We start from the raw sequence: 17875 nt of genomic DNA, 5'->3' as shown, positions 1-17875 counted from the left end.
TTCTTCCCTGGGCCGCAGATCAACCCTGCCCGCTTGCCGCATGCTGATGCCTGCGATAGCCGGAAAGTGAAACCCCGGTTTGACGCTTGAAATAGCGGCACAAGTAGGAAGCATCGGCAAAGTTGAGAGCGTCCGCCACACGACCAATCGCCAGGTTACTGTAAGAAAGAAGCGCCTTGATCTCCAGGGTGACCTGCCGATCGATCAAGCCCTTGGGGCTGTCATTGAAAAACGCCTTGGTCAGCTGCGACAGGTAGAACGGCGTGATACTCAACGCATCGGCGTAGAACTTCACTTCTCGATGACGGGTGCAATGCTTGCCAATCAGCTCCCAGAACCGCCAACTGAGCATTTCCTTGCGGCTGAACGCCCGACCGCCCGCTGGTTGGGCCGGAAGTTGTTCGGCGATCTTCAGGAAAAACGTCTGCAGCTGGTTGCGCAGCATGATGTGCCGGTAAGTGGGACAGTTGCCCGCGATGTCGCGCATCTGTGCGACCCAGCCCTCTATCAGCGGCCTGTGGCACGGGGCAAGCACGCAATGGGGATGGTCATGCAAAAACACAAACAAGGGGTTTGGCAGTGGGTAGGCCACCTCCGCTGCAAAGCGTTTGGGTATCAGGCAAAAAAACACGTTGAACTGGCGTGAGTGGCGCTTGAACAAGGCAATCGTGTCCTCAGCCAGAACCAGCACATCACCGCGCCTTACCGCATGCTCTTTGAAATTCAGAGTAAGGCGCGCACTGCCCGACAGGCATACCAGCAAGGTCAGGTACGCATGACCGAAAGCGAGCGGCAGCCCCAGCCCTTCGGCCAAGGTGGTCTCGCCCATCAGTAGCGGGTCATCGGGGGAAGAAAGTTTCGGAATGTGATGCATTAAGCCTCAGCGCTGCAACCTGCAAGAGCGTAAATCCTATCATCAGCGGACAGAGGAGTTTCGATAAGTACCGAAATCGCCAAGGTACTGGCGTGTACCGATCAGGCGCCTGTCACTAGGCTGTGCCAAACGAACCCATCGCTGACGGACACAGGCCATGCCACTGAACACACAACGACTCTTGCTGCGCCCCTGGCAAGACACAGACGCCGCCGACCTTTACGAATATGCCAAGGATACCCGCGTCGGCCCCATCGCTGGGTGGCCGCCGCACACCAGTGTGCAGAAAAGTGCCGAGATCATCCGCACCGTCTTCAATCACCCAGAAGTCTACGCCGTCGAACTCAAAGAGAACCACCGCACGGTGGGCTGCGTGGGCATCCTGATCGGCAGCCACAGCAACTTTGAGATCAGCGAGCGTGAAGGTGAAATCGCCTACTGGATCGGCGTGCCGTACTGGGGCAAAGGCCTGATCCCCGAAGCCGTGCGCGAAGTGATGCGACACGCCTTTGAAACCTTGCACCTTGAAGCGCTCTGGTGTGGTTACTTTGCCGATAACACCCAGTCCTGTAGCGTTCAATCGAAGTGTGGCTTTCGCGTTCATCACACCGAGGAAAACCGTTACAACGCCTTCTTCGACGATTATCGGACCGAGCACATCAGCCGTATCACTTACCAGCAGTGGCTGGAACATACTCCAGCCAGATAAAGCCCCACGCCGAACACCGCATGACTGATCAGACTGCGCAGGCAGTTCTTGCCCGGCGTGGGTGTCCTGGAGGAGGCAAACCCCGCGCCCATGGCAGGTTGTATGACACACAGCGGGACAGCCACGGTGGCGATACCCAGCACCAATGCCGGCATGAATGTGGGCGCCTGCAACCAGTCGACTCCTTCTATCCCCACCAGCAGCAGCGCAAACACAATCCCGGTGACGTAGTGCGCGATCCAGCCCAGGGCGACCTCGCCCTGCACGGGCGCCGCTTGGGCAATGCTGCGATGGGTAAACTGCCCTTGGCACGCATGCCCGACCCAGCGCCCCACGAAGGCGAAATTCAGCGTGGGCACCTTCAGTGCCTTCATCAACAGCATCCACATATCCATCACGACCGTAGCCCCGGCCCCCAATAAAATTACCTGTGCAGCCACGTGCAGCGATGCCATATCGACCTCTAATTCATGGACCCATTTAACCTGCGCAGGCATCATAGAAGTTGAAGTCAACTTCAAGTCAAGGGTCTGGTAATGGATATCACTGAGGTGGTCAAACGCACGGGCGTGCCGGCTCACACCTTGCGTTTTTATGCGAAGAAAGGGCTCATCACCTCCATCAGCCCGCCCGGCGCTCGCCGTCAGTTTGGCGCGGCGGTGATTGAGCAGTTGGCGGTGATCGCCCTCGGCCAGGCGGGCGGCCTGTCGCTGGACGAGATACAGGCCATGCTGTCCCCCAATGGCCAGGCCACGGTGGACAGAACGCTGCTGCTGGCCAAGGCCGATGAACTCGACGCGACGGTCAAACAACTGCAAGCCATGAGCCGCGGCTTGCGCCACGCTGCGGCCTGCCCTGCTCCCGACCACGCGCAATGCCCGAACTTTCGGCGGTTACTCGACATTGCCGCCGCGGGGGCGTTCAAGCGTGCCAGGCACGCGGGCGCGAGCCTGACACGTTAGTGTTCAGTTGACCCGTTGCAGGCAGCCGATCAAGGTCTCGATAAAGCCTTGCAACGAAACGGGCAGCGTACGTTTAGGCATAGTCAGCACCTGAATGGTGCGGTCGGAAAATCGCGAGTTCGACAGCGGCACCGAGACCAGGTCACTGCTGTCGTTCACCCGCTGGCTGATCGCACCACCAAACGCGATGGTGTCGGAATGGCGAACAAACTCATGGATCGCGCCGGAGTAGTTGCAGGTCATTACATGGTTGAAGTGCAGCCCTTCCATTTCGCACACCAGATCGAACAACTGCCGCAGAGTCGTACCTTTTGGGGTCAGCGCCAAGGGGAACGGCAGCAGCGCACGCAGCGGCAATGTCTTGAGCGTCGACAGCGGATGACCGGCACGCATCAGCGCGCGAATGGCCGAGCGACTTGAGTAGAGGATCTCGACGCCATCAGTGGGCGCGGTGCTGAACGTCAGCCCTACATCGGCATCGCCACGTTTGATTTTTTCTGCGCACTCAAGCGGCGACATCACCTCCAGCACGTACTGAAAGGCAGGGGCTTGCTGGTAGTGCTGGATCAGCACATGGGGCAGGAAATAACGCGAAAGGCCCTCTGTGGACACCAGGCGAATTACCCGCGCACCAGGGTAATCGCCGCCGCGCAGCTCCGACAGCAACGCTTGCTCTTCTAACGACGCACGTCGGGCATGGTGGGCCAGTGCGTTACCCGCCGCCGTCGGCTCCATGCCCCGTGGCCGACGCTCGAACAACGCCACGCCGACACTCTCTTCCAGCAACGCGATCTGGCGGCTGACCGCGCTGGGCGCGATGTGCAAGCGCTCACCAGCGGCGGCCAGGGAGCCAGAATCGAATACGGCCAGAAAGTAACGGTAATCCACGGGTGTCTTCCTTAAAAAAGCATCTATTAATTAGAACCCAGTCTTCAAAAAACAGCAATATACAGTCTGCTAGGTGACTTCTATATTGGCCTGAATCTTTTAGCCGTATCGGAACGCTCATGTCCAAGCAACAGGCACTTGCCAGTGTTCGCCAGCACTTCTCTGCCGGCCATTTCGAAACCGACCTGCGTCGCCGTGTGGCGATTCGCAGTGAAAGCCAGGCACCCAGCCAGGCGCCCGAATTGGCGCGCTATCTGCACGAGGAAATGCAACCGGCGCTGGAGCGCATGGGCTTTGCCTGCCAGCCGCTGCACAACCCGACAGGCGCAGGCCCATTGCTGTTCGCTGAGCGCCACGAAAGCGCCGACCTGCCGACCGTGCTCACCTATGGGCATGGCGATGTGGTCCTGGGTTACGCCGAGCAATGGCGTGAAGGCCTCGACCCTTGGGTGCTGACGATAGAAGGTGATCGCTGGTATGGGCGCGGCACCGCCGACAACAAGGGCCAGCACAGCATCAACCTGGCGGCGCTGGAAGCGGTGATTAACGCTCGCCAGGGGCGCCTGGGGTTTAACGTCAAGGTGCTGTTTGAAACCGGGGAAGAATGCGGTTCGCCCGGTTTGCGTGAGGTCTGCACGGCTCACCAGGCGCTGCTGCACGCCGATGTATTTATCGCCTCGGACGGTCCACGCCTGAACGACAGCCGCCCGACGCTATTTCTCGGTTCTCGCGGTTCGGCACTGTTCTCCTTGCAGGTGCAGGCCCGCGACAAAGGCCTGCACTCTGGCAACTGGGGCGGCGTGATGTCCAACCCCGCCATAGTGCTGGCTAATGCATTGGCCAGCCTGGTGGATCAGCATGGCCGCATTTGCTGCCGAGGGCTGGTACCCGCTTCGATCCCCGACTCGGTGCGTGACGCCATTCATGACCTGGGCATCGATCAACATGCGCTCGGCCGCCCACTGGATGTGGATTGGGGTGAGCCAGGGCTGACCCTGGGCGAACGCCTGTTTGCCTGGAACACCCTGGAGATTCTGGCGTTTACCGCCGGCAACCCTGCCAAGCCGGTGAATGCTATTCCACCGTCAGCCATCGCGCATTGCCAACTGCGTTTTGTGGTCGGCACCGACTGGCAGAACCTGGAACACCTGTTGCGCGAGCACCTGGATGCGCAGGGTTTTCACAGCGTGAACATCGTGATCGATCGGTGCACACCCAGCACGCGCCTGGACCCGGACAATGCCTGGGTGCGTTTCGCGAAAAAAGTCATCAGCGACACCACGCCCAGGCAGGTCGCGGTACTGCCCAACCTTGCCGGTACGCTGCCAAACGACATTTTCGCCGATGTGCTGGGGCTGCCCACCGTGTGGGTTCCGCACTCCTACCCCGGCTGTTCGCAGCATGCGCCCGATGAACACCTGCTGGGTTCGGTGGTACTCGAAGGCCTGCAGATCATGACGGCCCTGTTCTGGGAACTGGGCGACATCGCGCACTCGCGCGCCTGATAAAAACAATGGGCTCGACCCTTTGCCTCTGCCGCTCACACACTTACAAAACCAGGAGCGTCGAACATGACAGCGTTATCACCTACCCTTGTGACACCGGCAACCGACCCGGCCAAATCCATCTGGAAACCGGTCGGCGCCGCCTTGATCGGCAACACCCTCGAATGGTTTGACCTGTCGGTCTACGCCTACTTTGCGTTGACCATCAGCAAGGTATTCTTCCCCGCCGCCGACCCGGCCGTCTCGTTGTTCCTGGCCTTCGCAACCTTCGGTATTTCGTTCCTGATTCGCCCCTTGGGCGCTGCGGTGCTGGGCTCGTATGCCGACCGCCAAGGGCGCAAGAAAGCCTTGAGCCTGTCCATATTGCTGATGCTGATCGGCACCGCCATGATCGCGGTAATGCCGGGCTATGCAAGCATCGGAATCATCGCACCCATCGGCATTTTGTTTGCCCGCCTGCTGCAAGGTTTCTCCGCCGGCGGCGAGTTTGGCAGTTCAACCGCGTTCATGATGGAACACGCGCCGCAAAAGACCCGCAACTTCGTCGCCAGCCTACAATTTGCCAGCCAGGGTTTTGGTGTGGTGATTGCCTCGCTGTTCGGCTACTTCCTGACCACCTGCCTTAACGATCAACAGATGCTCGACTGGGGTTGGCGCGTGCCGTTTTTCTTTGGTTTGATCCTGGGTCCGGTGGGGCTTTATATCCGCCGCACGGTGGAGGAGTCCCCCGACTTCAAGGAAAGCGAGCCGGGCTCGCAGCCGTTAAGGGACGTACTGTATTCACAGAAGACCTTGTTGCTGGTGGCCATGGGCGTGTTGATCGTGTCGACGGCCTCCAACTTCATGATCAAATACATGCCGTCCTATGCCGCCACCACCTTGAACATACCCCAGTCATCGGGCTTTTTGGCGACCCTGACCGGGGGCTTGATCCTGACCCTGGTCACACCGGTTGTCGGCTTCATTACCGGCTTTGTCAGCCGTATCAAGATCATGCTGTGGGCCTCGATCCTCTATATGTTGATGATCGTTCCGGCGTTCATGTGGCTCAATACAGTTCCCAGTGCCACGTCGCTACTGCTGGTTGTGTCGATGATGGCGTTGATCAAGGCCGTGTACTTCGCACCACTGGCCTCACTCATGGCCGATGTGTTCCCGGTGCAGACCCGCGTCACGGGCATGTCGCTGAGCTACAACCTGTCGGTGACGATTTTCGGCGGGTTTGCGCCGGTGATCGCCACGGGGCTGATCGCGCTGACAGGTTCGCAACTGGCCCCCAGTTTTTATCTGATCCTGGCGGCCGCCCTGAGCATCAGTGCCTTGTGGGTCGCCAAACGAAAGTTAAAACTGCGATAGCAACGCGCCTACCAGAACCAATAAGGCAGAAACTTGGGTGTCGGCTCATCGGCCAATTCCAGGTGGTAAGTAATCGAATTAAAGAAGAACATATCCAGGACCAGGAAGGCGGCAGCACCAAAACACAACAGTACGAACTCCCGGTGTGGATGTACATGAAACCGTGACGTCACCCAAGGGCGAATGGCAATAAGGCTGATCAACCCGACACACGCGCCAAGATAGTTAGGCCGCAGCGGCGTCGCTGCAAACACGCCATAGAGGAAGGCAAGTAACAGCATGCCCAGGCCGACCATAGGTAAGTTGAGGCAGAACTTCAGCAATTTGTCGCGGGTACTTGCAAAGCGCTGGCTGCGATCCACGAAGATATACGCGGCCAATAATGAAATCGCCGGCGTAATCGAAAGAATGTAACGCGCTTTCTTGGAACTTGGAATCGTGAACAGTACGATCACTACCAATAACCAACCCGTCAGGTACAGCAGCATCTGAGTGGCCGGCGCCGGCGAGCGATCCAAGAAGTGTTTGCCCGTCTTGATGATCACGTTTAATGCGATAAAGGCTGTGACGCCATAGGTGAGCAAGCCTGCAGAGAAGTAGAAGTAATAACGCGGGGCGTGATCAGTGCCAAAGCGCCCCAAGCCTTGCATAACCAGCACCTCTTGCACAAAAGCCTGCCCACCTTGCAGGTAGGCCGCGCCGCTCAGCACTGTGATACCTACGGCCAGCACCAGGCCTGCGAGCAAGCAGAACACCACCAGCAGGCGCCATTGTCGACTTAACAGATAATAGGAGGCGACCACGCCCGCCGGGCCGATCAGGCCAATAGGGCCACGAAAGGCAAAGCCCAGCGCCAGGCCCAGGAGTACCGGCAGCACATGAAAACGGTGCGGGTGCAGTTGGCCCGCATAAGCCAGGTAAAAACACATCACGGTAAACAGCGCCGGGTAGATGTCCAGCGCCAAGGAATTCACGCCGTCCAGAAATGACCAGGTAAACAGCGCAAAGACCACCGCATAGGCGCCCCATTTTTTTTCGTGCAGGGCACCCAGCTTGTAAATAAACACCAGCATCAAGGCAGCCGCCACGCAAAAAGGCAGCCCCATCGACAGTATGGATACACGCCCAAACGGCAAGGAAACCAGGTACACAAGCAGTGTATTGAGCACCGTGTAATCGGGGTATGGCTGCAGGTCATCAGCAATGGGAAACAGTGTCACGCCATGGGCGAGCATATACTCGGCAAAGTCGACAAAGCGTGTGGTGTAGTTGAGCACGGCCGGTTTGTATTGCAGCACAGCCAATACAATAAACGCCACTATAAATATTGATGAACAGGGCTTGTTTACAGCCAGTTCCTTTAGCCTTTTCATGCGCGCCTGCTGCCTGTCGAAAACGCGCAGGCTAGCATGTTGTTTTTTCGCTCATCCAGACTGCAAAGGTAAAGAGTTGTAAAGGTTATACGCCCTGTTTATTCAGTTTAATTCGACCTGAACAACAGCTGAATAACCATCATTAAAAGTGCAAACCACTAACTTCAGGTATTGATTTTTTACTCATAAACTCTCATGCGTTGTGAAGTAACGCCCAGGCGTCACCCCAAACGTGCGGCGAAACAGCGCGATAAAAGCACTGACGTTGTCATAGCCCAACTCCAGCGCCACACGCGTGACCGGCACACCCGCCGCCAGCCTCTCCAGCGCGCGCAACAAACGCACGCGCTGGCGCCACGCGGTGAAACTGAACCCCGTTTCCAGCGCAAAGCGACGTGTCAGTGTGCGCGGAGCGATGCCCGCCCATGTCGCCCATTCCTGCAGGTGGCGCTCGTCATCCGGGCAATCGGACAGCGCCTCAGCGATCTTGCGCAGGCGCGCATCCTGAGGCATCGGCAAGCCCAGGGTCACACGCGGCAAGGTTCGAATCTCATCCACAATCACCCCGGCCAAGCGTTGCTGCGCAGCATCCAGTTCAGGGCTCTGCCAGGCGGCAGCGCGCATCACCGCCTCGCGCAAAAGGCCGGAGGTGGCCAGGATGCAAGGCGTATCCGGCAGCTCGACACAGCCCTGCGGCGACACGTAGACACTCCACCCCGCGAAGGGACCATGGGAGCGCGCGCCATGGGCGACATTCGGCGGGATCCACACCGCATGGGTCGCCGGCACCACCCACTGGCTGACGCCGGCGTCCACCGATAACAAGCCCTGGCGTGTGCCCAGCAACTGCCCACGCGCATGGCAATGGCGTTCGGTGATACGCGGTTCAGCGCCCACTCGGACCACGGCGACAACCAGCGGGTCATCGACAGCCGTTAATACCGAAGTGGGAATCAGCGGAGCGGACATAAGTGGCCTTAGCGGACTATTGATTGTCTTCAATAGCGTACCTAGGCCACATTGGTGCGTCTATAGTCGCAGCCTCAACTCCCAGGAATACACCGCATGCGCGCCGAAGAACTGTTGCCCGATGACCAGAACCAGACTGAACGCCACGGCGTTGTGATCCGCAAAGGCAGCGTCGGAGCCTTTCTGGTGAATGCCCAGGCCTGGTGTGATCCAAACACCGATGCACACCTGCGAACCGTCGCCGAGCAGGACCTGCTGGCGTTGCTCCCGGCGTTACGTGCCCTTGGGCTGTTCGAGGTGTTCAGGATTCGAGACCCGCAGTTGCAGCGCCTGGTGGATCAGTATTGAGCGCACGACTGGCGGACGGGTTGCTACCAGGATGCGGCCGATCTGCTGGCGCAATACGCACGTGCGGATGGCGGCGCGCAGCTGAGTTAAAACAACCCAGCCTACGTAATGCCAGCCAGTTAAGCGTTCGAGCTGACAATCACTGACCCGTGGCGAGGGCGATTGGCCCCGCTGGAGTGCGTAGCAGTCCCATTTTTGGGGCCGCTTCGCGCCCCAGCGGGAGCAAGCTCCCTCGCCACAGTTGCGAGGCGACAAAACTCAGACCACTGTTTATCCACACAGCATAAAAAATGAAGCACGCTTGCGCTGTAGAAAAATAGCGCTATGACGGCAGTCATACGCTTCGGGCCATGTCGACCCGCATTCAAGCACGCACTTTACTTAAGGATGAGTATCATGAACGACGACTTGCAGCAGTCAGGCGCTACCACTACCACCCAGGCCACCGTCTCGCAGGAGCAGATCAAAGCCGCAAGAGTCCTGGATTTCACCTGGACACCTGACGCCAACACGACCAGCACCATCGTCTCGACAGATTACATCGACTACCAGGTTGATACCTCCACACGTTAGCAACCCAGGGGTGCGAACAAATACGCTCAATCCACTCGATGAGCTGCAAGCCAGTACCTTCCAGGACGGCCCGGTCTTCCTGGCATTGCGCGTCAGGCCTGGTGCTTGACACGCTGACAGCAAAGCGCTGGCCAAGGAGGCGCTCAAGGCCAGCGCTGGCTGTATGCTGCTGATGCACTTGCCCGCTGTTCTTTTTTTGAACACTGCAAACGCCTTCAACACTAATACATTACCCATTCGCCCCAACGGTGATTCCAATGGCCCAAGACCGACACTCGCCGGCCCATGAAAACCGGCTAATCCGCCAGGCCACGCCTGATGATGTGCGCGCCCTGGTGGAGTTGGACGCCTACGCCACAGCCCACGCTCATCGACGCGTGTTTATCCATGACGCGGTAATTAGCCAGCGATGCCTGGTCGTCGTCATTGCCGGTGAATGCACGGGCTACCTGGTGTTGACTGATGAGTTTTTCAGCTACGACTTTGTTGCGCTGGTGGTTGTGTCGCCGATACATCAACGCCAGGGTCTGGCGCTGCAATTATTGGCGGGCGCAGAAGCGTTGTGCAAAACGCCCAAGTTGTTTGCGTCAACCAACGCCTCCAACCTGGCGTCCCAGGCCATGCTCGCCAAGGCCGGGTTTATACCGAGCGGGCGAATCGAGAACCTTGATGAGCATGACCCTGAGCTTGTCTATGTAAAGTTCGTGCGCTAATCAGGAGGATTTCCTTTGACCACTTCCACGCTGACTTCGCGTTTTTACAGCACGCCCCGCCATACCACGCACTATCTGGAGTCGGGCCCGGCCGATGGGCCGTTGATGATCTTCCTGCACGGCTGGCCAGAACTAAGCCTGATCTGGCGCGCGCAGATCGAGGCGTTCGCTGCCCAAGGCTGGCACTGCGTTGCACCCGACATGCGCGGCTATGGGGGCTCCTCTGCGCCCTCCGACATCAACGCCTACACCCTTGCACACATCGTGGCTGACATGGCAGAGCTGCATGACCATCTCGGTGGCGCACCCGCCATCTGGGTGGGCCATGATTGGGGCAGCGTGGTGGCAGGTGAACTGGCCGCCCATCAACCGCAGCGCAGCCGTGGCGTGGTGCTGGTGTCGGTGCCGTACTTCCCGAGCACCAATGCACTGCCCACGCTCGTCCCGCTGGTGGACCGAACGCTCTATCCGGCGGACCAGTACCCTGACGGTCAATGGGATTACTACCGCTACTACAACACGCACTTTGCGTCTGCTGTCGCTGATCTTGATGCGGATAAAGCCGCATCGCTGGCGTCGATTTATCGGCGAGGCGACCCGGCGAATATCTCCAAGGTGACGTCAAATGCCGAAGTGACCCGCAAAGGTGGACGGTTTGGCGAGGCGCATCGGGCGCCACCTACTCGACCAGACCTGGCGCTATGGCCGCAGGCGGACTTCGCTGCACTGGTACGCAGTTTCGAAGAGCATGGTTTCCGCGCGCCCTGCGCGTGGTATCTGAACGACGATGCCAATATCGACTATGCGCACCGAGCGCCCGATGGCGGTCGCCTGTCATTGCCCGTGTTGTTTGTGAACGGCGACTACGACCCGATGAATACCATCAAGGGCAATCGGTTGGGCGACCCCATGCGCGCGGCTTGCGCAGACCTCAGTGTAACCAGCTTGTCCGGCGGGCATTGGTTGCCGGTGGAGTGCAAGACGGAACTGGTTGAGGCTATAAGCACTTGGCTGCTGGGTAGAAAACTCGGGTGACGGTCGAGACAAAAAAACACCGAAGTGTCTATTACGTAAATCGCAGGCAAAAAAACCACTCACCTCTGGATAAGCCAATAACAGTGCGCCGACCGTGCTTTCATGGGCGCGAGACGGCGGGAATCGGTTTTTGTACAGAGTGGGGCTCCCGCGCGGTGATGACGCCGACCAGTGATATCAGCAAGGCCAGGCCGATCGTCGAAGACACCTCGAAGCGATGCTCGGGCGTTAAAAGCATCACCGCCAATGCACAGCAGATAAATACAATTACCGCCCAGGTGAGCCAGGGAAACAGCCACATTTTGAACGTCAGCAGAATATTGCGCTGTTGCAATACCTTGCGCATGCGCAATTGTGAAACGGCGATCACCAGGTACACCAGCAAGGCGATGGCGCCCGAACTGGCCAGCAAAAACTGGAACAGCCCAGCCGGCATGAAGTAACTGAGCAAGGTCACGCCCGCGCCCAGGATGGTGCTGGCGATCACCGCAGCCCTGGGCACACTCTGTGCCGAGGTCTTTTTCATCAAGGCTGGCGCGTCCCCACGCTTGCCCAGTGAATACAGCATGCGCGAAGCAATGTAGATGGAGGAGTTCATGCAACTGGCCACCGCAATCAACACGACGACATCCACCAGCAGCTTGGCATGGGGAATGTTCATCAACTCCAGTGCACGCTGATAAGAGCCGACCGACGCCAGCAACGGGTCATTCCAGGGCACCACGGAAATAACCACGAAGATCGATAACACGTAAAACACGCCGATGCGCCACATCACCGAACGTGTCGCTCGGGCGATATTCTGCGCCGGGTTGCTGGACTCCGCAGCCGCAATAGTGACGGCTTCAGTGCCGATAAAACTGAACATGATGGTAATGAATGCGCCGACGACGGCCGACAAACCATTAGGCGCAAAGCCTCCATGCTCATCCATCAGTCGGCTCAAACCGCTGGCCTCCCGTTCGGGAATCCAGCCCATCAACACCGCGCCCCCCAGGCCGATAAAACCTATGATCGCCACCACCTTGGCCATCGCGAACCAGAACTCGAATTCGCCGTACTTGGACACACTGAACAAGTTGGTAACCACCAACAAAAAGATCGACAACAAGGCAAACAGCCAAGCGTCGATCTGCGGGAACCACTGGTTGAGAATATGCCCGGCGGCCAATGCTTCGATGGGAATCACAAGCACCCAGAACCACCAGTAAAGCCAGCCGATGGTGAACCCGGCCCAGCGGCCGATGGCTTGATCGGCATAGGTTGAGAAGGAGCCTGTGTCGGGGTTGGCGACCGCCATCTCTCCCAACATTCGCATTACCAGCACCACCAGCAGGCCGGAAAACAGGTAGGCCAGCATCACCGCCGGGCCCGCCGCCGCAATGGCATGCCCAGACCCGACAAACAACCCCGCGCCGATAATCCCTGCAATGGAGAGCATGGTGACGTGACGCGGCTTGAAACCCTGCGCCAGCTGGCCGCTTGCATCCTTCGAACTTGGGCTGTTGATCATTCTTATTGTTCTCTGTGATCGGCTTTAAGACGTTCTGACTATAGGGTCAGGCGATCATCATTCTCCAATGACGAGTCACAATACGCGGCCTTCCAACCGCAAAAATAGCCTCATAACGGCACACTAGTGCCTGATATCGACATGCAGTGCGCTTCATAAGGCACAACACGTGTCACATTGAGTTGATCCAGCACCTCAGCAGACGTGCGCGGAGCGCCGTGCAATCCCAAACTGACGGGCCAGCATTTATGCGTGAGTGAGGTACCAGCGCCAGTCCTGTTCTCCGACTTCAGCATTGAATTGACGGAACTCGCGCCACTTGATCGCCAGGAACACCTTCAGGAACTCAGCGCCCAGCGCCTCACGTGCCCAGGTTGAACGTTGCAGTGCCTGCAAGGCTGTCAGCCAGTCGGTGGGTAGAAAATCGGTCGCCTGTTCATAGCCATTCCCCACAATCGCCGCGCCGGGATCGCTTTCATGCGTGATGCCGTAGTGAATGCCCGCCAGTAACGCGGCAGCGGCGAGATAGGGGTTGGCATCGGCACCGCAAATGCGGTGTTCGATATGCCGACTGATTGCAGGGCCGCCGGGCACGCGGAACGAAACGGTACGGTTGTTGACGCCCCAACTTTTAGCCAGCGGCGCGTAACTACCGGTTTGAAAGCGTCGATATGAATTGGCGTGGGGGCAAAATATCGCCAGAGCGTCAAACAAGGTCTCCATCATCCCGCCGATGGAGTGCCGCAACAATGGCGTGCCCTGTGGGTCTTCGCTCGCATACAGGTTATTGCCGTGCTCGTCGGCAAGGCTGACGTGCAGGTGCATACCGCTGCCGGCCTGATCGCTGAATGGCTTGGCCATGAAGCACGCTTGCAGCCCATGTTTGTTGGCCACACCCTTGACCAGGCGTTTGTAACGTACGCCTTCATCAATGGCCTGGAGTGCGTCGAACCGATGCTCCAGCGTCAACTCGACCTGGCCTGGCGCGTACTCGGATATCGCCGTACGTACCGGCAAGCCCTGCAGCGCGCACGCCGCGTAGAGGTCATCCAGAAACGGTTGCAGCTGCTCCAGCTCGTAAACGCCATAAACCTGTGGTGCAACAGGGCGTACGCCATTGGCCTGCAACGCCGGCTGCGGCCGACCGTTGACGTCGCGTTGTCGGTCCAGCAGGTAAAACTCCAACTCAACGGCCATGACCGGATGAAATCCATCGGCTTTCAGCCGCTCGATGGTGCTCACCAGTACGTGGCGCGGGTCCGCCGGTGCGGCGGGAATACCTTGGGTCGGGTGCATGCTCACCTGCACTTGACCGGTGGGGTTGGTGCGCCAGGGTTGCAAGGTCAGGCTTCCCGCCAAGGGGTATGTCCAACAATCGGCGTCAGCAACCTCCCAGACCAAGCCTGTGTCTTCTACGTCTTCACCCTGCACGGTCAAGGCGAGAATGGAACTGGGCAATGGCCGACCATTTTCGTAGATCGCCAGCAGTTCGTCGCGATGCAACAGTTTGCCCCGTGGAACGCCATTCGCGTCGATAAGGAACAACTCGATGCTCAGCACTTCAGGGTGGGCCGCCAGATAATCCAGGGCCTCTTTTTTATCCGCAAATTGCATGTCAAACCTCTTAGCGCTCATTCAAGCGACTGGCAGTATGTAAGAACAATGGCGTTTTCAGACGTGCCGTTATCAAGCGATAACCCGCGCGCCAGGCAGGGCAAGCAGCGTGGTCAGCGCGTTATCCAACTCAGCGATCAGCCGGTCGATATCCGCATCACCTGTTTGCGGACAGCACAGGGTCATGTTGTGAAAAGGCGTGATCAGGATTCCGCGATTGATCAAATAGAGATGCAACGCCATTTGAAGGCTGTCGTGAAAAGCCGCCTCAGCTTGCGCGCCTGTTCTTGGCGGTGTGGCACAGAATTGAAATTCACAACGCGCGCCCAACTCTGTTACCGACCAGTTCAGTTGGTGCCGCTTGAACAACCCTCGAAATCCCTGGGCCAGCCTTGAGGCCAGCGCCAGCATGTGCTCGTATGCAGACTCGGTCATGACATCTTCGAGACTGACGCGCATGCAACGCATCGCCAGTGCGTTGGCGGACAGCGTCGTTCCCATGCCACTGTGGCCATGCCCACCGCTCTCCTCGCTGATGGTCTTCTGGACGTCGCGCATGGCCGAGGCGATTGGCTCGCTAACGCCAAACACCGCGCAAGGCACGCCACCTGCAATGGGTTTACCCACCACAAAAAAGTCGGGTTTCAAATCCCACTGGCGCGTGCATCCACCGAGGCCGGTGGAAATAGTGTGGGTCTCATCAATGACCAACAGGCTGCCATATTTAAGGGTCAGCTCTCGACACGTTTGCATGAACCCCGGATCCGGCAGGACCATGCCAATGTTCGTCATCGCCGGCTCGCACATCAGCGCGCACACATCACCCTGAGCTAACGCCGCCTCCAGTGCGGCGACATCGTTGAAGGGGATGGAGCGACTGTATTGGCTCAAGTCGTAGGCTTGGCCCACAAGACCTGAACGGTGCACTGTCTTGCCGTCGCGGTAGCGCACCATCACGTCATCCACGGTGCCGTGGTAGCAGCCATCGAACACCAGCAAGACCTTGCGCCGGGTGATAGCGCGCGCCCAGCGCAGCACATAACGGTTGGCGTCAGTCGCATTGGCGGTCACTTGCCAGTAAGGCAGCTCGAATCGCTCAGCCAGCAACTCACCGCAGACCACCGCGTCTTCGCCCGGCAGCATCGTGGTCAAGCCATTGTTCGCCTGTTCGGCTATGGCGCGGGCAACAGGATCAGGTGAATGGCCAAACATCGTGCCGGTGTCGCCGAGGCAAAAATCGATGTATTCATGACCGTCGACATCGGTGAAGCGCGCCCCTTTGGCACGCTGAACGAAGAGCGGCGAAGGCATCGACCAGTCGCTCATCCAGTGCATGGGCACACCGTTGAACAGATTCGCCTTGGCGCGCTCGGCAAGCGCCAGTGAAGTGGGGTTGTTTTGTATAAACCGGGCACGCTCGGAGGCGGTAAAAGCAGCAATCGCTGATTCACTGATTCCACTTTTCGACATGATCAATACCCCATGTTAATTATCAAATTAATTAAAAGTCCGTTGCTGACTGACAGCCGGATACGGCTCAAAGAACTCATAGGTTCTTTGATACATCACGCTTTTATAAATCTCGGTTATCGCCCCCGCCCACCCTCGTGGATTGAGCGCGCTGGCGCGTATTCAAACTTAATAATCGCCGTGAGGGGCTTTGTTCTCGACCAGACAGTTCCCGCCATCCACCACAAGGACGTCCCCTGTGATGTAACTGGCGTCAGGCGATGCCAGAAATGCAACCGCCGCCGCCACTTCGCGGGGGCTGCCTGCGCGCCCAATCGGGGTGAAACGCCCCGCCTCGGCTTCAACGGGGGTGGTTGAACCCGTGGTGATCCAGCCGGGGGCCACGCTGTTGACGGTAATCCCCTGGCTGGCGACTTCAAGCGCAAGCCCCATGTTCATGCCCACCATCGCTGCCTTGGCGGCGCTATAAGCGGCTTCCCCCGGATTGCTCCCGCGGGTGCCCGTGGTGGAACTGATATTGACAATGCGCCCGTAGCTTCTCGCCTTCATACCGGGCAACACGGCTCGGGTCAGCAGAAAGGCAGTGGTCAGGTTTCGGGCCAGTGAAAGGTTCCAGTCATGCAGTTCCATCGACGCCAATTCCGAGAAAATCTCAGGGCTGCCGTGCATGGACATCCCGGCATTGTTCACCAGAATATCGACCCGTCCCCAGACTGACTCTGCCCACAGGCTGAATTCACGCACCAAGTTTTCATCAGTGAGGTCTACAGGTCGGCCTTCAACTTCAAACCCTTCACGGCGCAGCTCTTTAACCCGATCCACAATGCGGTTGCTGCTGGCAGTGATGATCAACTTCGCTCCGGATGCACCTAGCCTGCGAGCAATAGCCATGCCGATCCCGGATTCACTCCCGGCACCACTGACGAGTGCAACATACCCTCTCAATTGCGTATCCAACATGGTGTGCCCCACGTACTTCATTTGAAAGAGAGTAGAAACTAGGCGAATAAATCTGATACATAAAGACAATCATCATCAGAAAATCTGACAACCCCATGGCGTTTACCAGTGAGTCACTTAAGATTTTCCTTTCGGTCATCGACAGCGGATCCTTTTCGGCGGCGGCGCGAAAATTAGGCCGGGTCCCCTCGGCCGTCAACATGGCGGTGTCGCAGCTTGAAGCAGAGCTGGATTTGTTGCTGTTTGACCGATCAACTCGCAAAGCCATTCCTACCGCCGCCGCCAAGGCACTTGAGCCCCAGGCACGACAGGTCGCGAGCCAGATCAACCTGCTGGATGCGCATGCCCTCCAGCTGCATCAGGGGTTGGAGGAACGCTTGGTCTTTGCGATGGCGCCGGAGTTGCAAACAGGCGTATGGAATCGTCCGCTGTCGATTATCGCCAGGGAGTTTCCCACGCTTGAAATCGAGATTCGCTCCGCGTCCCATCCGGAGGCAATGCGCATGCTCCATGAAGGGCGTGTGCAATTGGCACTTGGATTTGAACGACCAGGGCTTGACGAGCGGGAAACATTTCTTGAGGCGGGGAGCCAGTTGTTAGTCGCGGTTGCTGCTCCGGATCACCCTGCGGCGGCCGGCAAGAAAAGCCCCTTGAGCGAGGAGCAACTGGTCAACGTTCGGCAGATCATCGTCGCCACAGGAGGGCCTGCAGACTCTGACCCACGTGTTGTGCTGTCGCGGCGGATTTGGCACAGCGACAATTATCTGGCCACGCTGGACCTGGTGCAGCAAGGATTGGGTTGGGCTTATCTTCCAAAATCGCTGGTACACCCTCTCATCACGTCAGGCGCTTTGACGGAGGTGGTGTTTGACTACATGCCGAGTCAGATGCGGTTATGGGTCGATATCATCTGGGTAAAAAACCGGCCCCTGGGACTGGGCGCGCTTCGTTACCTGAGCCTGATACGCGAAATTACGCAGGGCGAGCCTCGTCGTATTTGATGAGTCAAAGTG

18 protein-coding genes are annotated in these 17875 nt (G+C 58.3%); 9 read left to right on the top strand and 9 right to left on the bottom strand.

Annotated features, from left to right (window positions below; translation table 11 throughout):
• Positions 1–19: 19 nt before the first annotated feature.
• Entirely contained in the window at positions 20–874 is an 855-nt protein-coding gene (locus tag GIW28_RS03900) for a helix-turn-helix domain-containing protein (protein ID WP_099547730.1), read from the bottom strand.
• A 157-nt stretch (positions 875–1031) separates the two neighbouring features.
• Between GIW28_RS03900 and GIW28_RS03895 the strand changes: the two genes are divergently transcribed.
• Complete coding sequence (locus GIW28_RS03895; protein ID WP_017137691.1) at positions 1032–1583, top strand: GNAT family N-acetyltransferase; 552 nt, start codon at positions 1032–1034, stop codon at positions 1581–1583.
• Here the strand turns inward: GIW28_RS03895 and GIW28_RS03890 are convergent.
• Positions 1547–2038, bottom strand: coding sequence for a DUF2938 domain-containing protein (locus tag GIW28_RS03890; protein WP_026013751.1), 492 nt, complete (start codon positions 2036–2038; stop codon positions 1547–1549). The genes GIW28_RS03895 and GIW28_RS03890 overlap by 37 nt on opposite strands.
• 81 nt (positions 2039–2119) lie before the next feature.
• On the opposite strand from GIW28_RS03890, the gene GIW28_RS03885 reads away from it, so the two are divergent.
• Positions 2120–2545 carry a helix-turn-helix domain-containing protein gene (locus tag GIW28_RS03885; RefSeq protein WP_017137689.1) on the top strand — a complete coding sequence of 142 codons (426 nt, stop codon included), beginning with the start codon at positions 2120–2122 and terminating at the stop codon, positions 2543–2545.
• 3 nt (positions 2546–2548) lie between these two features.
• Here the strand turns inward: GIW28_RS03885 and GIW28_RS03880 are convergent, their stop codons facing one another.
• Positions 2549–3433 (bottom strand): LysR family transcriptional regulator, encoded by an 885-nt coding sequence (locus GIW28_RS03880; RefSeq protein ID WP_017137688.1) that lies wholly within the window; start codon positions 3431–3433, stop codon positions 2549–2551.
• Positions 3434–3552: 119 nt separating this feature from the next.
• Between GIW28_RS03880 and GIW28_RS03875 the strand changes: the two genes are divergently transcribed.
• A complete protein-coding gene (locus GIW28_RS03875; RefSeq protein ID WP_017137687.1) occupies positions 3553–4938 on the top strand; it encodes a M20 family metallopeptidase in 1386 nt (461 codons plus the stop codon).
• Positions 4939–5004: 66 nt separating this feature from the next.
• The gene (locus GIW28_RS03870; protein ID WP_017137686.1) at positions 5005–6294 is read left to right on the top strand and encodes an MFS transporter; all 1290 of its coding nucleotides are present in this window, start codon (positions 5005–5007) and stop codon (positions 6292–6294) included.
• A gap of 8 nt (positions 6295–6302) precedes the next feature.
• On the opposite strand, the gene GIW28_RS03865 is transcribed toward GIW28_RS03870, so the two are convergent.
• Together GIW28_RS03865 and GIW28_RS03860 are read right to left on the bottom strand one after the other, a co-directional pair.
• Positions 6303–7667, bottom strand: a complete 1365-nt coding sequence (locus tag GIW28_RS03865; RefSeq protein ID WP_329606423.1) for an ArnT family glycosyltransferase — start codon at positions 7665–7667, stop codon at positions 6303–6305.
• 183 nt (positions 7668–7850) lie between these two features.
• On the bottom strand, positions 7851–8636 hold the full coding sequence (locus GIW28_RS03860) for an AraC family transcriptional regulator (protein ID WP_017137684.1): 786 nt from the start codon (positions 8634–8636) through the stop codon (positions 7851–7853).
• Between the two features lie 96 nt (positions 8637–8732).
• On the opposite strand from GIW28_RS03860, the gene GIW28_RS03855 reads away from it, so the two are divergent.
• From GIW28_RS03855 to GIW28_RS03840, 4 genes are all read left to right on the top strand, one after another.
• Entirely contained in the window at positions 8733–8984 is a 252-nt protein-coding gene (locus GIW28_RS03855) for a hypothetical protein (RefSeq protein WP_017137683.1), read from the top strand.
• Positions 8985–9380: 396 nt separating this feature from the next.
• Entirely contained in the window at positions 9381–9557 is a 177-nt protein-coding gene (locus GIW28_RS03850; protein WP_017137682.1) for a hypothetical protein, read from the top strand.
• A gap of 257 nt (positions 9558–9814) precedes the next feature.
• Positions 9815–10270 (top strand): GNAT family N-acetyltransferase, encoded by a 456-nt coding sequence (locus tag GIW28_RS03845; RefSeq protein WP_099547725.1) that lies wholly within the window; start codon positions 9815–9817, stop codon positions 10268–10270.
• A 15-nt stretch (positions 10271–10285) separates the two neighbouring features.
• Complete coding sequence (locus GIW28_RS03840) at positions 10286–11305, top strand: alpha/beta hydrolase (protein ID WP_169987156.1); 1020 nt, start codon at positions 10286–10288, stop codon at positions 11303–11305.
• 100 nt (positions 11306–11405) lie between these two features.
• Here the strand turns inward: GIW28_RS03840 and gabP are convergent, their stop codons facing one another.
• The 4 genes from gabP to GIW28_RS03820 form a co-directional block, all read right to left on the bottom strand.
• Positions 11406–12818: a GABA permease gene (gabP, locus tag GIW28_RS03835; RefSeq protein ID WP_178110952.1), complete on the bottom strand. Its 1413-nt coding sequence runs from the start codon at positions 12816–12818 to the stop codon at positions 11406–11408.
• 246 nt (positions 12819–13064) lie between these two features.
• Entirely contained in the window at positions 13065–14432 is a 1368-nt protein-coding gene (locus GIW28_RS03830) for a glutamine synthetase family protein (protein ID WP_169987154.1), read from the bottom strand.
• Positions 14433–14504: 72 nt separating this feature from the next.
• Positions 14505–15902, bottom strand: a complete 1398-nt coding sequence (locus GIW28_RS03825) for an aspartate aminotransferase family protein (protein ID WP_236446530.1) — start codon at positions 15900–15902, stop codon at positions 14505–14507.
• Positions 15903–16070: 168 nt separating this feature from the next.
• A complete protein-coding gene (locus GIW28_RS03820) occupies positions 16071–16862 on the bottom strand; it encodes an SDR family NAD(P)-dependent oxidoreductase (RefSeq protein ID WP_236446531.1) in 792 nt (263 codons plus the stop codon).
• A gap of 95 nt (positions 16863–16957) precedes the next feature.
• On the opposite strand from GIW28_RS03820, the gene GIW28_RS03815 reads away from it, so the two are divergent.
• Positions 16958–17863, top strand: coding sequence for a LysR family transcriptional regulator (locus GIW28_RS03815; protein WP_017136660.1), 906 nt, complete (start codon positions 16958–16960; stop codon positions 17861–17863).
• Positions 17864–17875 lie beyond the last annotated feature (12 nt).

Origin of the sequence: Pseudomonas sp. PA-5-4B, assembly GCF_021606215.1 — a bacterium.
GTDB lineage: Bacteria > Pseudomonadota > Gammaproteobacteria > Pseudomonadales > Pseudomonadaceae > Aquipseudomonas > Aquipseudomonas edaphica.
This window is presented reverse-complemented; position numbering and strand designations above follow the sequence as displayed.

What these genes read in the sequence shown, in the direction of transcription:
- GIW28_RS03815 (WP_017136660.1), top strand. Translation starts at nt 16,958, where the DNA reads ATGGCGTTTACCAGTGAGTCACTTAAGATTTTCCTTTCGGTCATCGAC.
- GIW28_RS03885 (WP_017137689.1), top strand. Translation starts at nt 2,120, where the DNA reads ATGGATATCACTGAGGTGGTCAAACGCACGGGCGTGCCGGCTCACACC.
- GIW28_RS03820 (WP_236446531.1), bottom strand. Translation starts at nt 16,862, where the DNA reads ATGTTGGATACGCAATTGAGAGGGTATGTTGCACTCGTCAGTGGTGCC.
- GIW28_RS03855 (WP_017137683.1), top strand. Translation starts at nt 8,733, where the DNA reads ATGCGCGCCGAAGAACTGTTGCCCGATGACCAGAACCAGACTGAACGC.
- GIW28_RS03825 (WP_236446530.1), bottom strand. Translation starts at nt 15,902, where the DNA reads ATGTCGAAAAGTGGAATCAGTGAATCAGCGATTGCTGCTTTTACCGCC.
- GIW28_RS03900 (WP_099547730.1), bottom strand. Translation starts at nt 874, where the DNA reads ATGCATCACATTCCGAAACTTTCTTCCCCCGATGACCCGCTACTGATG.
- GIW28_RS03860 (WP_017137684.1), bottom strand. Translation starts at nt 8,636, where the DNA reads ATGTCCGCTCCGCTGATTCCCACTTCGGTATTAACGGCTGTCGATGAC.
- GIW28_RS03890 (WP_026013751.1), bottom strand. Translation starts at nt 2,038, where the DNA reads ATGGCATCGCTGCACGTGGCTGCACAGGTAATTTTATTGGGGGCCGGG.
- GIW28_RS03875 (WP_017137687.1), top strand. Translation starts at nt 3,553, where the DNA reads ATGTCCAAGCAACAGGCACTTGCCAGTGTTCGCCAGCACTTCTCTGCC.
- GIW28_RS03895 (WP_017137691.1), top strand. Translation starts at nt 1,032, where the DNA reads ATGCCACTGAACACACAACGACTCTTGCTGCGCCCCTGGCAAGACACA.
- GIW28_RS03850 (WP_017137682.1), top strand. Translation starts at nt 9,381, where the DNA reads ATGAACGACGACTTGCAGCAGTCAGGCGCTACCACTACCACCCAGGCC.
- GIW28_RS03845 (WP_099547725.1), top strand. Translation starts at nt 9,815, where the DNA reads ATGGCCCAAGACCGACACTCGCCGGCCCATGAAAACCGGCTAATCCGC.
- gabP (WP_178110952.1), bottom strand. Translation starts at nt 12,818, where the DNA reads ATGATCAACAGCCCAAGTTCGAAGGATGCAAGCGGCCAGCTGGCGCAG.
- GIW28_RS03830 (WP_169987154.1), bottom strand. Translation starts at nt 14,432, where the DNA reads ATGCAATTTGCGGATAAAAAAGAGGCCCTGGATTATCTGGCGGCCCAC.
- GIW28_RS03865 (WP_329606423.1), bottom strand. Translation starts at nt 7,667, where the DNA reads ATGAAAAGGCTAAAGGAACTGGCTGTAAACAAGCCCTGTTCATCAATA.
- GIW28_RS03870 (WP_017137686.1), top strand. Translation starts at nt 5,005, where the DNA reads ATGACAGCGTTATCACCTACCCTTGTGACACCGGCAACCGACCCGGCC.